The 15,277-nt window shown below is 33.9% G+C and carries 12 protein-coding genes; 4 read left to right on the plus strand and 8 right to left on the minus strand.

Annotated features, from left to right (window positions below; translation table 11 throughout):
• Positions 1-289: 289 nt before the first annotated feature.
• From ACFFVB_RS01615 to ACFFVB_RS01630, 4 genes are all read right to left on the minus strand, one after another.
• A complete protein-coding gene (locus tag ACFFVB_RS01615) occupies positions 290-2,059 on the minus strand; it encodes a MutS-related protein (RefSeq protein WP_382380490.1) in 1,770 nt (589 codons plus the stop codon).
• Positions 2,060-2,161: 102 nt separating this feature from the next.
• The gene (locus tag ACFFVB_RS01620) at positions 2,162-2,917 is read right to left on the minus strand and encodes a succinate dehydrogenase/fumarate reductase iron-sulfur subunit (protein WP_382380492.1); all 756 of its coding nucleotides are present in this window, start codon (positions 2,915-2,917) and stop codon (positions 2,162-2,164) included.
• A 10-nt stretch (positions 2,918-2,927) separates the two neighbouring features.
• Positions 2,928-4,940, minus strand: a complete 2,013-nt coding sequence (locus tag ACFFVB_RS01625) for a fumarate reductase/succinate dehydrogenase flavoprotein subunit (protein ID WP_382380494.1) — start codon at positions 4,938-4,940, stop codon at positions 2,928-2,930.
• Between the two features lie 12 nt (positions 4,941-4,952).
• Positions 4,953-5,624, minus strand: coding sequence for a succinate dehydrogenase cytochrome b subunit (locus ACFFVB_RS01630; RefSeq protein ID WP_382380496.1), 672 nt, complete (start codon positions 5,622-5,624; stop codon positions 4,953-4,955).
• A 378-nt stretch (positions 5,625-6,002) separates the two neighbouring features.
• Between ACFFVB_RS01630 and ACFFVB_RS01635 the strand changes: the two genes are divergently transcribed.
• Together ACFFVB_RS01635 and ACFFVB_RS01640 are read left to right on the plus strand one after the other, a co-directional pair.
• Positions 6,003-7,295: an aminopeptidase P family protein gene (locus ACFFVB_RS01635; RefSeq protein ID WP_382380499.1), complete on the plus strand. Its 1,293-nt coding sequence runs from the start codon at positions 6,003-6,005 to the stop codon at positions 7,293-7,295.
• A gap of 97 nt (positions 7,296-7,392) precedes the next feature.
• Positions 7,393-7,959: a hypothetical protein gene (locus tag ACFFVB_RS01640; protein ID WP_382380500.1), complete on the plus strand. Its 567-nt coding sequence runs from the start codon at positions 7,393-7,395 to the stop codon at positions 7,957-7,959.
• A 101-nt stretch (positions 7,960-8,060) separates the two neighbouring features.
• On the opposite strand, the gene ACFFVB_RS01645 is transcribed toward ACFFVB_RS01640, so the two are convergent.
• Positions 8,061-8,507: a GNAT family N-acetyltransferase gene (locus ACFFVB_RS01645; protein ID WP_382380502.1), complete on the minus strand. Its 447-nt coding sequence runs from the start codon at positions 8,505-8,507 to the stop codon at positions 8,061-8,063.
• Between the two features lie 15 nt (positions 8,508-8,522).
• Positions 8,523-9,851: an aspartate kinase gene (locus ACFFVB_RS01650; protein ID WP_382380504.1), complete on the minus strand. Its 1,329-nt coding sequence runs from the start codon at positions 9,849-9,851 to the stop codon at positions 8,523-8,525.
• A gap of 102 nt (positions 9,852-9,953) precedes the next feature.
• Here ACFFVB_RS01650 and ACFFVB_RS01655 point away from each other — a divergent pair, with 102 nt between their 5' ends.
• The gene (locus tag ACFFVB_RS01655) at positions 9,954-10,610 is read left to right on the plus strand and encodes a hypothetical protein (RefSeq protein WP_382380506.1); all 657 of its coding nucleotides are present in this window, start codon (positions 9,954-9,956) and stop codon (positions 10,608-10,610) included.
• Between the two features lie 314 nt (positions 10,611-10,924).
• Here the strand turns inward: ACFFVB_RS01655 and ACFFVB_RS01660 are convergent, their stop codons facing one another.
• Positions 10,925-12,601 carry an FAD-dependent oxidoreductase gene (locus tag ACFFVB_RS01660; RefSeq protein ID WP_382380508.1) on the minus strand — a complete coding sequence of 559 codons (1,677 nt, stop codon included), beginning with the start codon at positions 12,599-12,601 and terminating at the stop codon, positions 10,925-10,927.
• A gap of 180 nt (positions 12,602-12,781) precedes the next feature.
• On the opposite strand from ACFFVB_RS01660, the gene ACFFVB_RS01665 reads away from it, so the two are divergent.
• Positions 12,782-13,555 (plus strand): alpha/beta fold hydrolase, encoded by a 774-nt coding sequence (locus ACFFVB_RS01665; protein ID WP_382380510.1) that lies wholly within the window; start codon positions 12,782-12,784, stop codon positions 13,553-13,555.
• 128 nt (positions 13,556-13,683) lie between these two features.
• Here the strand turns inward: ACFFVB_RS01665 and thiL are convergent, their stop codons facing one another.
• Complete coding sequence (gene thiL, locus ACFFVB_RS01670) at positions 13,684-14,733, minus strand: thiamine-phosphate kinase (protein ID WP_382380512.1); 1,050 nt, start codon at positions 14,731-14,733, stop codon at positions 13,684-13,686.
• Positions 14,734-15,277 lie beyond the last annotated feature (544 nt).

Consider the following 15,277-nt stretch of genomic DNA (forward strand, 5'->3'; position numbering starts at 1 on the left):
ATCTAAAAATAATACACGCAAAAAACCGGTGAGTAGTTCAAAATGAAAGTTGCTTATTTTTCGAAGAATTTGTAAGACAATTAACAAGATAAAAACAGAAACAAAAAACACAAGTAACCAATTAAATTACAACTATTTAAACCTATAAACAATATTGAAATCCTTAAGTTTTTATTAAAAAACAATCGGCTTTTAGGAATAAAAATAATGTGATAAAATTAACACAAAATTCAAAAAACAACAATTCTAAAAACAATACTCTTTTAAAGATATTAAATACTTTTAAACCTTATATTATTTCCATTTTTTTAAGTAAAAAACTTGCATTCATATTCTGGCAAATTCCATCTTTAAATGTATAATCAAAGTGCAACTCGTCATTAATAATTTCGGCATCAAAATAATGATTTTTCACCTCGGATAATTCCTCTGAAATTTCACACAAACTCAAGTCGTGAGTCGCAATAATTCCGGTTGCATTAGACCCCACTAATTTCTCGACAAACTTGCGCGAACCAATCGCTTTATCTGTACTATTTGTTCCTTTTAGAATCTCATCTAAAACAATAAAGTAACGGTCCGTTTGAATCGCATCTACAATATATTTTAAACGCGTTAACTCTGAAAAGAAGTACGAACTATCGTCGGTTAACGAATCGCTTGTACGCATACTTGTAATTAACTTTATCGGATTATAGGCACTGCTTTCTGCACAAACAGGTAAACCCACATTAGCCATAACAATATGTAAAGAAACCGTTCTAAGGAATGTACTTTTTCCGGCCATATTTGCTCCAGTGATAATAAAGAACTCTTCGTTTTTAATGTTTAAGTCGTTATCGACACGTTTATCTGATTTCAATAACGGATGCCCTAAATTTTTAGCCAGAATTACATCTTGATTTTTATTAATTTCAGGGAAGATAAATTCGGGATTATTAAAGGTATAATTTCCTAAAGAATTATACGCATCGAAAAACGAAATGACATCGAACCAATCTGTTGTTTTGTGCGAATATTTTTTAATCCACTGTTCGATAGCATAAGCGTTTTTAATATCTAATAGAAAAAAGCCGTTTCCAAAAATGGCAGATATTAAATTATTTCTATTATCCAAGCGATCTAATAAACGTGATAACTCAGAAAAAATTTCTGATGCCTTCTCCCGGTCTTGGGTAATCTTATTTTGCATTTCAATCAATAATTCCGACTGAAATATTTCTTGTTCAATGTTATCTAATAAACCAGCATATTGCTTAAAGGTCTCCTTTAGTTTATCTGTTTTAGACGCAATAATATTTATCGCTTTTAAATAGATTCCGGTAGTTACTAATCCGAGTAACAACCAGATTCCTAGCAAATTTGCAGACACCATGTTTACATATACAAAGGCAAAAACAACAAGGGTTACTAGTGTAAATATCCAAGGTAATACTTTTAGAAAAGGTTTGAATTTAGGTTTATAATTAGACAACCATTCATTAATACTTTTTGCAGAAGTTTCAACTTTAATCAAACTAGCGATCGCGCTATAATTTTGTCTCCAAATCGCTTTACCACACAATTCTTTAATAGCATCTTGACGCGTAGTAATGTTATCGATATCATTTGCCTTAAGCGCTTCAGAAAGCTTCTCCGTTCCTTCTTTTATATACGTGCGATTAATGTTCTGAAAGAAAGAACCTCGACCAAATAAATCGATATCTAGACAATATTCATGCAACGGGTCTTGAAATTCTAAACCGTCTAAACGATCGAAAAAACCTTCAGTTTTAATTTTTATTTCATCTTCATTTAAAGCTACAATGGCTTTTTCTAAATTACGTTTCTGCTTAATATTTGTATACTTCAGCAATAAAAATAAAAACAAGCTGATCCCAACAACGGCAATAGCCACTGCAACCTGCCAGTTCGAGAAAGTTACATACACTGCATAAGCAGCCACTATAAACACTAATAATCGCAAGACACTTAGCATGCGCATTTGCTTATTAAGAGCGGTCGCTTTGAGGTGATGAATTCGAGATTGTTCTGTATAGAAAGTGATTGGAGATTTCATTTAGGAATTTATAAGGAATTAAATAACACGGATAAAACTAAACAAAAAATCCCAAGCTGTGTGCTTGGGATTCTTAATATTATAACAATTAAAAGGTTTTGATTATCCTTTTATGTTTGCTTTTACGAATTCTCTGTTCATACGAGCAATGTTATCTAAAGAAATTCCTTTAGGACATTCTACCTCGCATGCTCCTGTGTTTGTACAGTTACCAAAACCTTCAAGATCCATTTGTGCAACCATGTTTTTAACACGGTCTGCAGCTTCAATTTGACCTTGTGGTAATAAAGCGTATTGAGATACTTTAGCCCCAACGAATAACATTGCAGAAGAGTTTTTACAACTTGCAACACAAGCTCCACAACCAATACAAGCTGCAGCATCCATAGCTTCATCGGCAGCATGCTTAGAAATAGGTAACGAGTTCGCATCTTGCGTGTTTCCAGACGTATTTACAGAAATGTAACCTCCTGCTTGCTGAATACGCTCGAAAGCCATTCTATCTACAATTAAATCCTTTATTACAGGGAAAGCTGCTGCTCTCCATGGTTCGATAGTAATAGTATCGCCATCATTAAACATTCTCATGTGTAATTGGCAGGTTGTGATTCCACGATCTGGACCGTGAGCTTCACCGTTAATATATAAAGAACACATACCACAAATTCCTTCACGACAATCATGATCGAAAGCTACTGGCTCTTCACCAGAGTTTACTAATTGTTCGTTTAGAACATCCATCATTTCAAGGAAAGACATATGTTCTGAGATATCAGTTACTTTATAATCGACCATTTGACCCTTTGTACTTGAGTCTTTTTGTCTCCAAATTTTAAGCGTTAGATTCATATTATCCATAATGTCAATCTTATTTGTATGAACGCTGTTTCAGTTCAATATCTTTAAATTCTAATTCCTCTTTATGTAAAACCGCATCTGCAGGTTCTCCTTTGTATTCCCAAGCTGATACAAACGCAAAGTTAACATCGTCACGTTTTGCTTCACCTTGTTGCTCTCCGTCTAATTCTACAGACTCTTCTCTAAAGTGACCTCCACAAGATTCTCTTCTTACTAAAGCATCTTTAGCGAACAATTCTCCTAATTCTAAGAAATCTGCTACACGTCCAGCTTTTTCTAATTCTACATTCATTTCGTTTGCAGAACCAGGAACCTTAACTTCTTTCCAGAATTCTTCACGAATCGCTTTAATTTCGGCCATAGCTTCAGTTAAACCTTTTTCGTTTCTAGACATTCCTACTTTATCCCACATCACTTTTCCAAGACGTTTGTGGAAATAATCTACAGATTTTGTTCCGTTGTTGTTAACGAAGAAATCGATACGATCTTTAACTTCTTTTTCAACAGCGTCAAATTCTGGAGTATTTGTTGGAATTTTTCCAGTTCTAATATCATGAGACAAATAATGTCCAATAGTATAAGGTAATACAAAATAACCATCGGCTAAACCTTGCATTAAAGCAGAAGCTCCAAGTCTGTTTGCACCGTGATCTGAGAAGTTTGCTTCACCAATACAGTAAAGACCTTCTACAGTAGTCATTAAGTTATAATCAACCCAAACACCACCCATTGTATAGTGTGTTGCAGGATAAATCATCATAGGTGTTTTGTATGGATTCTCGTCAACGATTTTCTCATACATTTGAAATAAGTTTCCGTATTTCTCTTCAACAATTGCTTGTCCTAATTCGTATATTTTTTCTGGAGATGCATTAGCAATATTATGAATTTTTGCTTGCTCTATTCCATAACGATTAATTGCAAAAGCAAAATCTAAATATACAGCTTCACCAGTTGCGTTAACACCGTAACCCGCATCACAACGTTCTTTAGCTGCTCTAGATGCAACATCACGTGGTACTAAGTTACCAAACGCAGGGTAACGTCTTTCTAAGTAATAATCTCTATCTGCTTCAGCAATGTCTGTAGGTTTTAATTTCCCTTGTTGAATCGCTTTAGCATCTTCTAATTTAGCAGGAACCCAAATACGACCATCGTTACGTAAAGACTCAGACATCAACGTTAATTTAGACTGATAATCTCCCGAACGTGGAATACATGTTGGGTGAATTTGTGTATAACACGGATTTGCGAAATACGCTCCTTTTTTATGAATTTTCCAAGCTGCAGTAGCATTAGAACCCATCGCGTTAGTAGATAAGAAATATACATTTCCGTAACCACCTGTTGCAATGACAACAGCATGTGCTGAATGACGTTCTATCTCACCTGTAATTAAATTACGAGCAATAATACCTCTCGCTTTTCCACCAACTTTAACAACGTCTAACATTTCGTGACGATTGAACATTTCAATCTTTCCACGAGCAATCTGACGGTTCATTGCTGAATATGCGCCTAATAGTAATTGTTGTCCTGTTTGTCCTTTAGCGTAAAATGTTCTTGACACTAATACACCACCAAACGAACGGTTATCTAATAGTCCACCGTAATCACGTGCAAAAGGAACCCCTTGAGCCACACATTGGTCGATAATATTACCTGACACCTCAGCCAAACGGTGAACGTTTGCCTCACGAGAACGGTAATCTCCACCTTTTACAGTATCGTAAAATAATCTGTAGTTTGAATCCCCATCACCTTGATAGTTCTTCGCTGCATTTATTCCTCCTTGTGCCGCAATAGAGTGTGCACGTCTAGGAGAATCTTGATAAGCAAATGCTTTTACGTTATATCCTAATTCGGCTAACGTTGCTGCTGCCGAACCTCCTGCTAAACCTGTACCAACAACAATAATATCTATATTACGTTTGTTTGCAGGGTTTACAAGATCTATATGATTTTTATAATCTGTCCATTTATCTTTAATTGGACCTTCTGGTACTTTTGAATCTAAAGCCATTTGTATTTAAGATTAATGGTTAAAATAATGAAAAACAGCTACTGTTATAAACCCTAATGGAATAATAACTGAATATGCTTTACCGAATTTTTCTAATGATGCTTTACGACCTGCTGTAGATCCCATAGATTGGAAAGCAGATGTAAACCCGTGTGCTAAGTGCAATCCTAAAAGGATAAATGCTACAACATAAGCAACAACTCTAAGTGGGTTTTGGAATTTCTGTACCAATTCGTGGTAATATCTATATTCACCATCATGTAGTCCAGACATATCGCCTAAAATATATTTAGTATTAATCTCTGGAAACCAGAAATCGATAAAGTGAAGAACAAGGAATGCTAGAATTACAATTCCGCTAAGAATCATATTTCTACTCATCCATGTTGAGTTAGCTGCACCGTTGTTTTGTACATACTTCACTCCAATTGCCTTTCTGTTCCTAATCTCTAATACAAACCCCATAACAAAGTGAAATACAACCCCAAATATTAATACCGGTTGTAAAGCAAATTGAACTAATGGATTTGTTCCCATAAAATGAGACATCTCGTTAAACAAATCAGGACTAAAAATAGACATGATGTTTACCGCTAAATGCATTATTAAGAAAAACATAAGGAAGAATGCCGAAAGTGCCATTGCAATTTTTCTTCCTATCGAAGATTTAAGAAATCCGCTCATTATTTTTAATGTTAGTTTTATTCCCAACAAATTTAAACTAGAATAGTTTTATAGGCAAAAACTCAGACCTTTTAATTTATATTTAGAACGATTTTAAAGAACCCAACAAACAACTGTATTACAGTCTATTAAAACAAATTCACTTTTTAGTCAAACGTTGAAGCAAAATCTTTAAGGCTTCTTCTTTTAAAGTTAGTCAATTTTTCACTTAAAACGACTGTGTCATTAAATACTCGGTGACCACACGAGCACAACTGCTAAAAAATATTAAAAGCAACCGTTAATAAAAATCTTTAACATCTTTTTAAGTGTTCAATTTACACCAAAACCTATTATATATGTAATTTTGAAAAAACATCATATTTAAACTTATTTCACATGAAATATCATCACATAAATTCAGATTTATTCATCCAAAATAGAGCAAATTTTAAAGCTCAAATGAAACCGAAAAGTTTGGCTGTTTTCAACTCAAACGACGTGTACCCAATTGGGGCAGATAGCGCATTACCCTTCCAACAAGATCGCAATATTTTCTATTTAAGTGGCGTAGACCAAGAGCGCAGTATTTTAGTTTTATTTCCAGATTGTCCAAATCCGAAACATCGTGAAATCCTTTTTTTAACAGAAACCAACGAACATATCGCTGTTTGGGAAGGTGCTAAATTAGATAAAGAAGCAGCCTTTAAAACATCAGGAGTAAAAACCGTGTATTGGTTGCAAGATTTCGAGCGTGTTTTTAAAGAAATCATGACACAATGTGATACGGTTTACATAAACACTAACGAACATTATAGAGCCAATGTAGAAACTGAAACTCGAGAAGACAGATTCAACAAATGGTTAAGAGAGAAATATCCAGCGCATAGTGTTGCCAAAAGCAACTCTATTTTACAGCGCTTACGTTCTGTAAAAAATAAGATCGAATTAGATTTAATCCAAGATGCTTGTGATATTACAGAAAAAGGATTCCGTCGTATTTTAAATTTTGTCAAACCAGGCATCATGGAATACAATATTGAAGCGGAATTTATGCATGAATTTTTAAATAACCGTTCTAAAGGATTTGCATACACACCAATTGTCGCTTCAGGAAATAATGCCAACGTATTACATTATATTGAAAACAATCAAGAATGTAAAGCAGGCGATTTAATATTGCTTGATGTAGGTGCAGAATACGCAAATTACTCGTCCGATATGTCTAGAACTATTCCTGTTTCAGGAAAATTTACAGACCGACAAAAACAAGTTTACAATGCGATAAACCGCGTTAAAAACGAAGCCACAAAAATGCTTGTTCCAGGAACTATTTGGGCAGATTATCATTTTGAAGTAGGAAAACTTATGACCTCTGAATTATTAGGACTTGGTTTACTAGACAAAGCCGATGTGCAAAACGAAAACCCAGATTGGCCAGCCTATAAAAAATACTTTATGCACGGAACGTCTCATAATATGGGATTAGATACTCACGATTACGGGATTTTAACAGAGCCAATGCAAGCTAATATGGTATTCACGGTAGAACCCGGACTTTACATCCCCGAAGAAGGTTTCGGGATTAGAATTGAAGATGATGTCGTAATTCAAGAAAACGGAGAACCATTTAATTTAATGCGTAACATTCCAATTGAAGCAGACGAAATTGAGGACTTGATGAATAAGTAACATTTAATTGTCCTTATATATTTTTAAAAAGCAGAACTTCGCATTGAGTTCTGCTTTTTTTTATGATATTTGATTTGTTTATTCGCAACCAACTATTATGAAAAACCATCTATTTACATTCTCTTTTTTAATCATTTCAATAATTGCAAACGCCCAAACCACAAGTGTCGAAAAATCTATTTACGGCATACAAACAGGGTTTCTGGGACTTTATGGCTATAATGAAACCCGACTAACAAACAGCATTGCTTTACACAGTGAAATTGGTCTTGACGCTGGAGTTTGGGGTAATGACATTAACGATATAAACGGTTTTTTACTTACACCTGGATTTACCATAGAACCTCGCTGGTATTACAATTTAAAGAAACGCACAAAAAAAGGAAGACGCACTGCAAATAATACAGGAAATTTTGTATCCATTAAAACGAGTTATCACCCGGATTGGTTCACGATTTCGGACGCAGACCATATAAATTTTATTGGAGACGTATTAATTATTCCGACTTGGGGAATCCGCAGACATATTGGGAATCATTTTAATTACGAAGCAGGTTTTGGCCTAGGCTACGGTCGTTACTTAGTTAATAAAGACGACTATTATTACGGCGATAAAAATGTAGTTGCCGCCAACCTTCATTTACGTATTGGTTACTCCTTTTAAATAATATAAATTCATAAAAAAAAAACGGAACCTCACTAAAGGTTCCGTTTTTACCTAATTATAATTAATCTGAACAGTTATTAAATTGTCATAATAGGTTTTTAGCTATTATTCCACTCATAATAATTAGAATCATTATTTAATTTAAAGCCCGTTTTTGGATATAAATTATTTCCAATTATATTCGTTTTTGAAGTCTCTAAAAACAGACCGCAAGCATGAGTTTCTCTAACTAAATTTTTAGCAGTATCAATTAAATTTACAGACACGCCCTTGCCTCTAAAATCAGCATTTACGAACAAATCATTTAACAGCCATAATTTCTCCATTCTCGTTGAAGAAAACAAAGGATACAGCTGAACAAAACCAACTAATTCAAGACTTTCATTTTCAGCAATAAAAATTTCAGAATCATTGTTTTTTAATCTTTCAAAAATGAATTTTTCAGCACTCTCCAAATCTGATTCTTTTTCATAAAAAACGCGATAAGAATCAAATAATTCGGCGACAGATTTCAAATCTTTTTCGATAGCTTTTCTATACGTCATTTTCTTATTTTCAATCTACACTTTAGCTAACACCGTTTCAAATACATAACGATGTAATTTCTGAAGTGTTTCTGTTTTATCGCTAGTATTTATTAAAAGCGAAATGTTATTATTACTTCCTCCGTAAGAGATCATCCTAATATTTATATCCTGTAAGATTTGAAACAATTTATGCGTATCTGGGTGATGCACAATATTGTTTCCTACCACACAAACAATCGTTCTATGCGTATCTACTTCTACTTTAGAAAACTCTTCTAATTCAGCTACAATATCACGTAAAAACGTCGCATCGTCTATCGTTAAAGACACTGCTATTTCGGAAGTCGTAATCATATCAATTGACGTATGATATTTCTCAAAAATCTCGAATACTTTCTTCAAGAAACCAGATGCTTGAAGCATTCGAGCCGATTTAATTTTAATCGCCGTAATGCCATCAATAGCTGCAATAGCTTTTATACCTTCACCTTCTGCAGAATCATCAATCAATGTTCCGTGAGCAGCAGGCTCCATTGTGTTTTTAATACGGACTGGAATTTTCAAATCACGTACAGGCATAACCGTTTGCGGATGTAAAATTTTCGCTCCGAAATACGCCAATTCAGCTGCCTCATCGAAAGATAAATGAGAAATAGCATCTGTATCATGTACAAATCTAGGATCGTTATTATGGAACCCATCAATATCGGTCCAAATTTGCACTTCTTCAGCATCGACAGCTGCCCCAATAATACTTGCTGTAAAATCGCTTCCACCACGCTCTAAGTTAGAAATATCACCATCCGCATCTAAACAGATAAAGCCTTGTGTAATAAAAACTTCAGTCTCTAAATTATCATTTAAAATACGCCCTAAATTTTGTTTTATGTAAAACGAATCTGGCTCTTGCAATCTGTCGGTACGCATAAAATCGAAGGCCGAAATTAATGTTGCTTTTATACCATCTTGTTGTAAAAAACGACTAAACATAAACGTAGATAACAATTCCCCTTTAGATACAATTATCTTATAAAGTAACTTGTTTGAAGGCTGACTTGTTAATGCTCTTAATTCTGCAAAAACAGAGTCTATATATTGCAGCGATTCATCGATAAATTCTTGTTTCGAAAACAAATCGTTCACAACAACCACATAATTCTGATACAAGGCCTCAATACGATTTAAAGCATCTTGAGATTCTCCTTCAATAATTGTTTTCGATATTTCAACTAAAGCATTTGTAGTTCCAGACATCGCCGATAACACCACAACTTTTCTACCACCTTCTGACACGATACTTTTAACGTTAGTCATGTTTTTAACTGATCCAACAGAAGTTCCTCCAAATTTTAATACAAGCATATTTTTTAGTTTTAAAGGTTCAAATGTAATTAGAGTTGGACGATTTAAAATAAAAATGAAAAATTTGTTCTAAATTTGTACAAATTGTTAAATAGTTAACAAATGAGAACTATAGCCTCTTGTGTAGAAGAAATATTATTAGCGCAACCTTTTTTAGAGGAAGCCATTTCTAGAAACATTGTGAATTACTCTGCCTTAGCAAACGAGCTGGTAGAACCGATAACAGAAATGCTTAGAAAACCCGTAAAATCTGGCGCCATAATGATGGCTTTACGTCGCTATTCGCCACCTAAAGATTTAGGAAATTCGGTACGATTAAAACGTGTCCTAAATAATTTAGGAGATATAACCGTGCGTTCTAATTTATCGAATTACACGTTTAAAAACTCCACTACTTTATTTGAAAGTCACGCCAAAGTAATTCATAAAATCGGTGATAAATCGAATATCTTTTATGCATTTACTCGCGGAATTCACGAAAGTAATATTGTGATTTCTAGCTCCGAACAAAATCATATTGATACCTTATTTTCTAATGAACAGCAAATAGGACTTCAAAATAATCTTTCGGCCATTAGCATAAATCTCCCTGCCGATAATACTAAAATTGCGGGTTTATACTATCAGATTTTTAAACGTTTGGCTTGGGAAGGCATTACGCTTTACGAAGTGGTTTCTACAACAAATGAATTCACTGTTTTGGTTGAAGAGCTTTATGTAAACAAGGCCTTTTCAGCAATTAAACGCCTACATAGTTAATGGTTAGTAGTTAGTAGTTAGTAGTTAGTAGTTAGTAGTTAGTAGTTAGTAGTTAAGTTGAGACACTTTAGTGGACAAACCAATAATATTTACAAAAAACGTTGCTTCTAAACTATTTAAAAGCAACGTTTTTTTATTCTATAAAAAGGAATTTAGCTGACGATTATCAATAACTTTTTTAACTACGATACATTGCTAAACGTCAACCTAAACTTATTTAAGAGTCTCATAATTAACTCTTTCACATTGTTTTATATGATGCTAAAATAAATTCTGCATGACGTATTTATTTAGACTAATCAATAACCAAAGTATTATAAGTTTGGATATTCAATTTTATCGCTATACATCTCCCAGATTTTAAAACCGCCGCCAATATTAAAAATATCTGTGACGCCATTATGTCTTAGAATGGATTCTGCTAAATAACCACGTAATCCTTTCTGACAAAACACTATCACTTTTTTCTCTTGAGCAAGCACGCTATCAATATTTTGTCTTAACGCGTCTAGCGGAAAATTAACAGCGCCAGGAATGGTTCCTTTTTCATATTCATTCTCGTTTCTAACATCCAATAGCATATAATCCTCTTTAGGCGTGTTGTCCATAAATTGTTCTAAAGCTTCAACCGAAATTTGTGTGCTTTTATTATTCAGAATATTTTCGACTACAAAACCGGCAACAACCACAGGATCTTTCGCAGGTGAAAAAGGCGGCGCATATGCCAAATCTAATCTAGGTAAATCGGTTACTTTTAATTTAGCATAAATCGCAGTACTTAAAACATCGACACGTTTATCTACACCATATTCCCCAAAAAGCTCTGCTCCTAGAATCTCATCGCTTTTAGGGTCGTAATACAATTCTATAATTAAATCTTTAGGATTCGGATAATAACTAGGTGTAGATCCTGCAACCACTAAAACAGATTTAAAATCGATTCCGTTTTTATTTAGAGCCGTAGCATTCATACCTGTTCTTGCCAATGTATAATCGAACACCTTAACAATAGCCGTTTTATAAGCCCCTTTAAAAGTTATATTCCCGTCTGTGGCATTAGATCCTGCCGCACGACCGGCTTTATTAGAATGCGTTCCTAAAGGGAAATAATCGTCTTCGTTAGTCTGCAAGTTTCTAATTGAAATATTATCTCCCGCAGCAAATACATCTTTAATAGAAGTTTCCATAAACGCATTTACTTTTAATGCACCATTACCAATGGCTTCTGCACCTTCATCCAAAAGTAATTGTGTGTTTGGTTTAATTCCTGCACTAAGAATTACGAAATCTGTTGGGATACGCTTACCATCGCTTGTAATAACTGCTAAAATCTTTCCATTCTCATCGATATCGAATTTAGACACAAAAGTTCCTGATAACACTTCTATGCCTTTCGAAATAAGAACCGCCTCTCCAAATTTTGCAAATTTTTTCTCCCACATATTTAAAACAAAAGGAGAGCCTTCAATTAAAGTCACATTTTTTCCTGCCTCTTTTAAATTTTCTGCAACTTCAACACCTATTAATCCACCACCAACTACCGTAATATGTTTTGATGTACTAGTAAGTCCTTCATTTGTAATCTTATCAAAATCGACCATAGAACGACACGTAGACCAGCTATGTGCTAATTTTATATTATCGATTGGCGGCACGACAGAACTTGCGCCTGTAGCAAAAACTAAAGTATCATACCTATAACCATCGGTTTTAGTATAAACGATTTTCTCTTTAGTATTAATTCTTATAATTTCTTCATTTAAACGCACATCAATATTAAATCGCGTTTTAAGTAAGGCTGGTTTTACAACCAGTAAGTTCTCCCTGCTTTCTATTACTCCAGAAAAAGCATACGGCATTCCGCAAGTCGCGTAACTTATATTAGCTCCTTTTTCGAACAAAATAATTTCTGCTTGTTCATTTTCTCTTCTCGCTTTAGCTGCTGCAGATGGTCCTGCAGATAACCCTCCAATTACTATAATTCTTTTCATTGTACCTCTTAGTTTCAATACAAAATTGGACCAAACTCTTTTAATAAAGTGTAACGTTTGTCACACAAGCGATTTCGTAATGTATTAAAATCTAAATTACATGTAAAATAACGACCTACTTTGGATTATTAGATGAAAATTAGCCTACGATTATTATCTTTGTTTTAACATTTATTAAATATGATTTTACAACATAAAGGTTCTCCTATATATTTTAGTGACCAAGGTAAGGGAACAGCAATTATTCTACTTCACGGCTTTTTAGAAAACAGTAGTATGTGGAAACGTACAGCTCCTGTTTTAGCTAAGAAAAATCGTGTGATTTGTATTGACTTACTAGGTCATGGAGATACTGCCTGTATAGGTTATATTCACACTATGGATATGATGGCCGATGCCGTACAGACTGTTTTAAATCATTTAAAAATTAGACGTTACCATATTGTAGGACATTCTATGGGTGGGTATGTCGCTTTGGTTTTAGCAGAACGCTTACCTGATAATATAAAAGGTTTGGTTTTATTGAATTCGCACGCTAAACCAGACAAACCAGATCGTGTTAGTTTAAGAAACAGAGCCGTTCAGGCTGCAAAGGCTAACTACAAAACGGTTGTTAGTATGTCTGTCTCGAATTTGTTTAGACCAGAAAATACTAAAAAATTCGCTGAAGACATAAAGTGGATAAAAGAAGAGGCACTAAAAACACCTATACAAGGTTATATCGCTGCTCAAGAAGGCATGAAAGTGAGAAATGATTTAGAAATTTTATTACACTTTTCTCCTTACAAAAAGATGATTATCTACGGCAAAAACGACCCGGTAATGGATCCTAACATCATCTTTCAACAAACCGTAAACACAGAGGTTAAATTAGTAGAATTAACTGGCGGCCATATGAGTCATATTGAAAATGAAAACGAAATGTTAGACGAACTCGTAAGCTTTATCGAATAAGCAAGTCGCAGTACTTACTCTTCTTTAATAACTAGACCACGGACACAAAAAACACAGGTTAAAAAAACAGCTCAGAAAATCACATCTTATAGACGCATATTTCCTGAGCTGTTTACTACTTAATATAATTATTTCCCGTCTAAGGCATTCCAACCTTGCGCGACTAGAGGTATTTTAGTTTCTGCTCGTGTTACCAAGTGCATTCCTGCATTTTCTTCAGTCATAAAACCGATTACAGTTAAATTTGGATTGGCTTTAATTTTAGGAAAATCTTCCTGAGATACAGTAAACAACAATTCGTAGTCCTCACCTCCACTTAACGCGATTGTAGTTCCATCGATATCAAATTCTTCACAAGTGCTAATAAATTGCGGATCTAAAGGAATTTTGTTTTCGTATAAATCGCATCCCACTTTACTTTGCTTACATAAATGAATAATCTCTGAAGACAAACCATCACTAATATCTATCATAGAAGTTGGCTTAACCTCCAAATCTTTTAATAGCTTTATAATATCTTGTCTTGCTTCAGGCTTTAATTGTCGCTCGATAATATAGGTATAAGGCTCTAAATCTGGTTGACTGTTTGGATTTACTTTAAAGACTTCCTTCTCCCTTTCAAGAACCTGAAGCCCCATATATGCACTTCCAATATCACCTGTAACGACTAATAAATCGTTAGGCTTCGCACCGTTTCTATACACCACATCACCTTTAGCCACTGTCCCTAAAGCAGTCACAGAAATTAGCAATCCTGTTGTAGACGAGGTTGTATCTCCACCTATAACATCTACACCATAAGTCTTGGCTGCAGTTTCAATTCCAGCATATAATTCTTCAATAGCCTCTAACGGAAAACGATTAGACATCGCAATAGATACGGTAATTTGAGTTGCATTTGCATTCATAGCAAACACATCAGATAAATTAACAACTACAGCTTTATAACCTAAATGTTTTAAGGGCATATAGCTCAAATCAAAATGCACCCCTTCAACTAGCAAATCTGTTGTAATTACAACTTGTTGATCTTTAAAATCTAAAACAGCAGCATCGTCTCCAATACCCTTTATAGTCGTTTCTTGTTTTATTTCGAAATGTTTAGTCAGATGATCGATAAGTCCGAATTCACCTAACTGACTTAATTCTGTACGTTGTTGATTTTTATCTTCTATCATGCTGCAAAAATAAGAAGCTTATTTCAAATTACACCTAAAGCAAGCACTGATTTTGCAATTAGCATTATCAAATAGTATACAACTGAAAAAGCTAAAATATTCAGAACACATAAAAACTTCCAGTAAACAAACTATGACAATAATCATGTTTTTAAAAAACGTAATCAACATTCACCATACAGCGCCTCAAAAAAGAGTCTTTTTTAATTGAATTTAAACCGAAAAAACATGTTTAAATTGAAAATGTACTAAAGAAATTTCAGCTCATTATTACGAGACTTTAAAGCATAAAAAGAGATTGAAAATCATTCATATTTAAAAATAAAAAACAAATACAATAACACTATAATACTATAAATAAGATATTTACAAAACAGATTTAAGAGAAAAACACAAATCGCATTAGAAACAATAAAAAAGACTCAAAAAATTTCAATTTAGTGCTCTAAAATAAACTTTTCGTAAACAATTCTAGTTTTCAAAAACAATAGTCAAAATCAATCCAACTATTAGTTAATATAATGTAAGGTTCCATGGAAATAAC

The sequence above is a fragment of the Formosa undariae genome, assembly GCF_042427615.1.
Classification (GTDB): domain Bacteria; phylum Bacteroidota; class Bacteroidia; order Flavobacteriales; family Flavobacteriaceae; genus Formosa; species Formosa undariae.

Excerpts from the sequence above, each read along its gene's own strand:
- ACFFVB_RS01615 (WP_382380490.1), bottom strand. The coding sequence starts at position 2,059 with ATGAAATCTCCAATCACTTTCTATACAGAACAATCTCGAATTCATCAC.
- ACFFVB_RS01620 (WP_382380492.1), bottom strand. The coding sequence starts at position 2,917 with ATGGATAATATGAATCTAACGCTTAAAATTTGGAGACAAAAAGACTCA.
- ACFFVB_RS01625 (WP_382380494.1), bottom strand. The coding sequence starts at position 4,940 with ATGGCTTTAGATTCAAAAGTACCAGAAGGTCCAATTAAAGATAAATGG.
- ACFFVB_RS01630 (WP_382380496.1), bottom strand. The coding sequence starts at position 5,624 with ATGAGCGGATTTCTTAAATCTTCGATAGGAAGAAAAATTGCAATGGCA.
- ACFFVB_RS01635 (WP_382380499.1), top strand. The coding sequence starts at position 6,003 with ATGAAATATCATCACATAAATTCAGATTTATTCATCCAAAATAGAGCA.
- ACFFVB_RS01640 (WP_382380500.1), top strand. The coding sequence starts at position 7,393 with ATGAAAAACCATCTATTTACATTCTCTTTTTTAATCATTTCAATAATT.
- ACFFVB_RS01645 (WP_382380502.1), bottom strand. The coding sequence starts at position 8,507 with ATGACGTATAGAAAAGCTATCGAAAAAGATTTGAAATCTGTCGCCGAA.
- ACFFVB_RS01650 (WP_382380504.1), bottom strand. The coding sequence starts at position 9,851 with ATGCTTGTATTAAAATTTGGAGGAACTTCTGTTGGATCAGTTAAAAAC.
- ACFFVB_RS01655 (WP_382380506.1), top strand. The coding sequence starts at position 9,954 with ATGAGAACTATAGCCTCTTGTGTAGAAGAAATATTATTAGCGCAACCT.
- ACFFVB_RS01660 (WP_382380508.1), bottom strand. The coding sequence starts at position 12,601 with ATGAAAAGAATTATAGTAATTGGAGGGTTATCTGCAGGACCATCTGCA.
- ACFFVB_RS01665 (WP_382380510.1), top strand. The coding sequence starts at position 12,782 with ATGATTTTACAACATAAAGGTTCTCCTATATATTTTAGTGACCAAGGT.
- thiL (WP_382380512.1), bottom strand. The coding sequence starts at position 14,733 with ATGATAGAAGATAAAAATCAACAACGTACAGAATTAAGTCAGTTAGGT.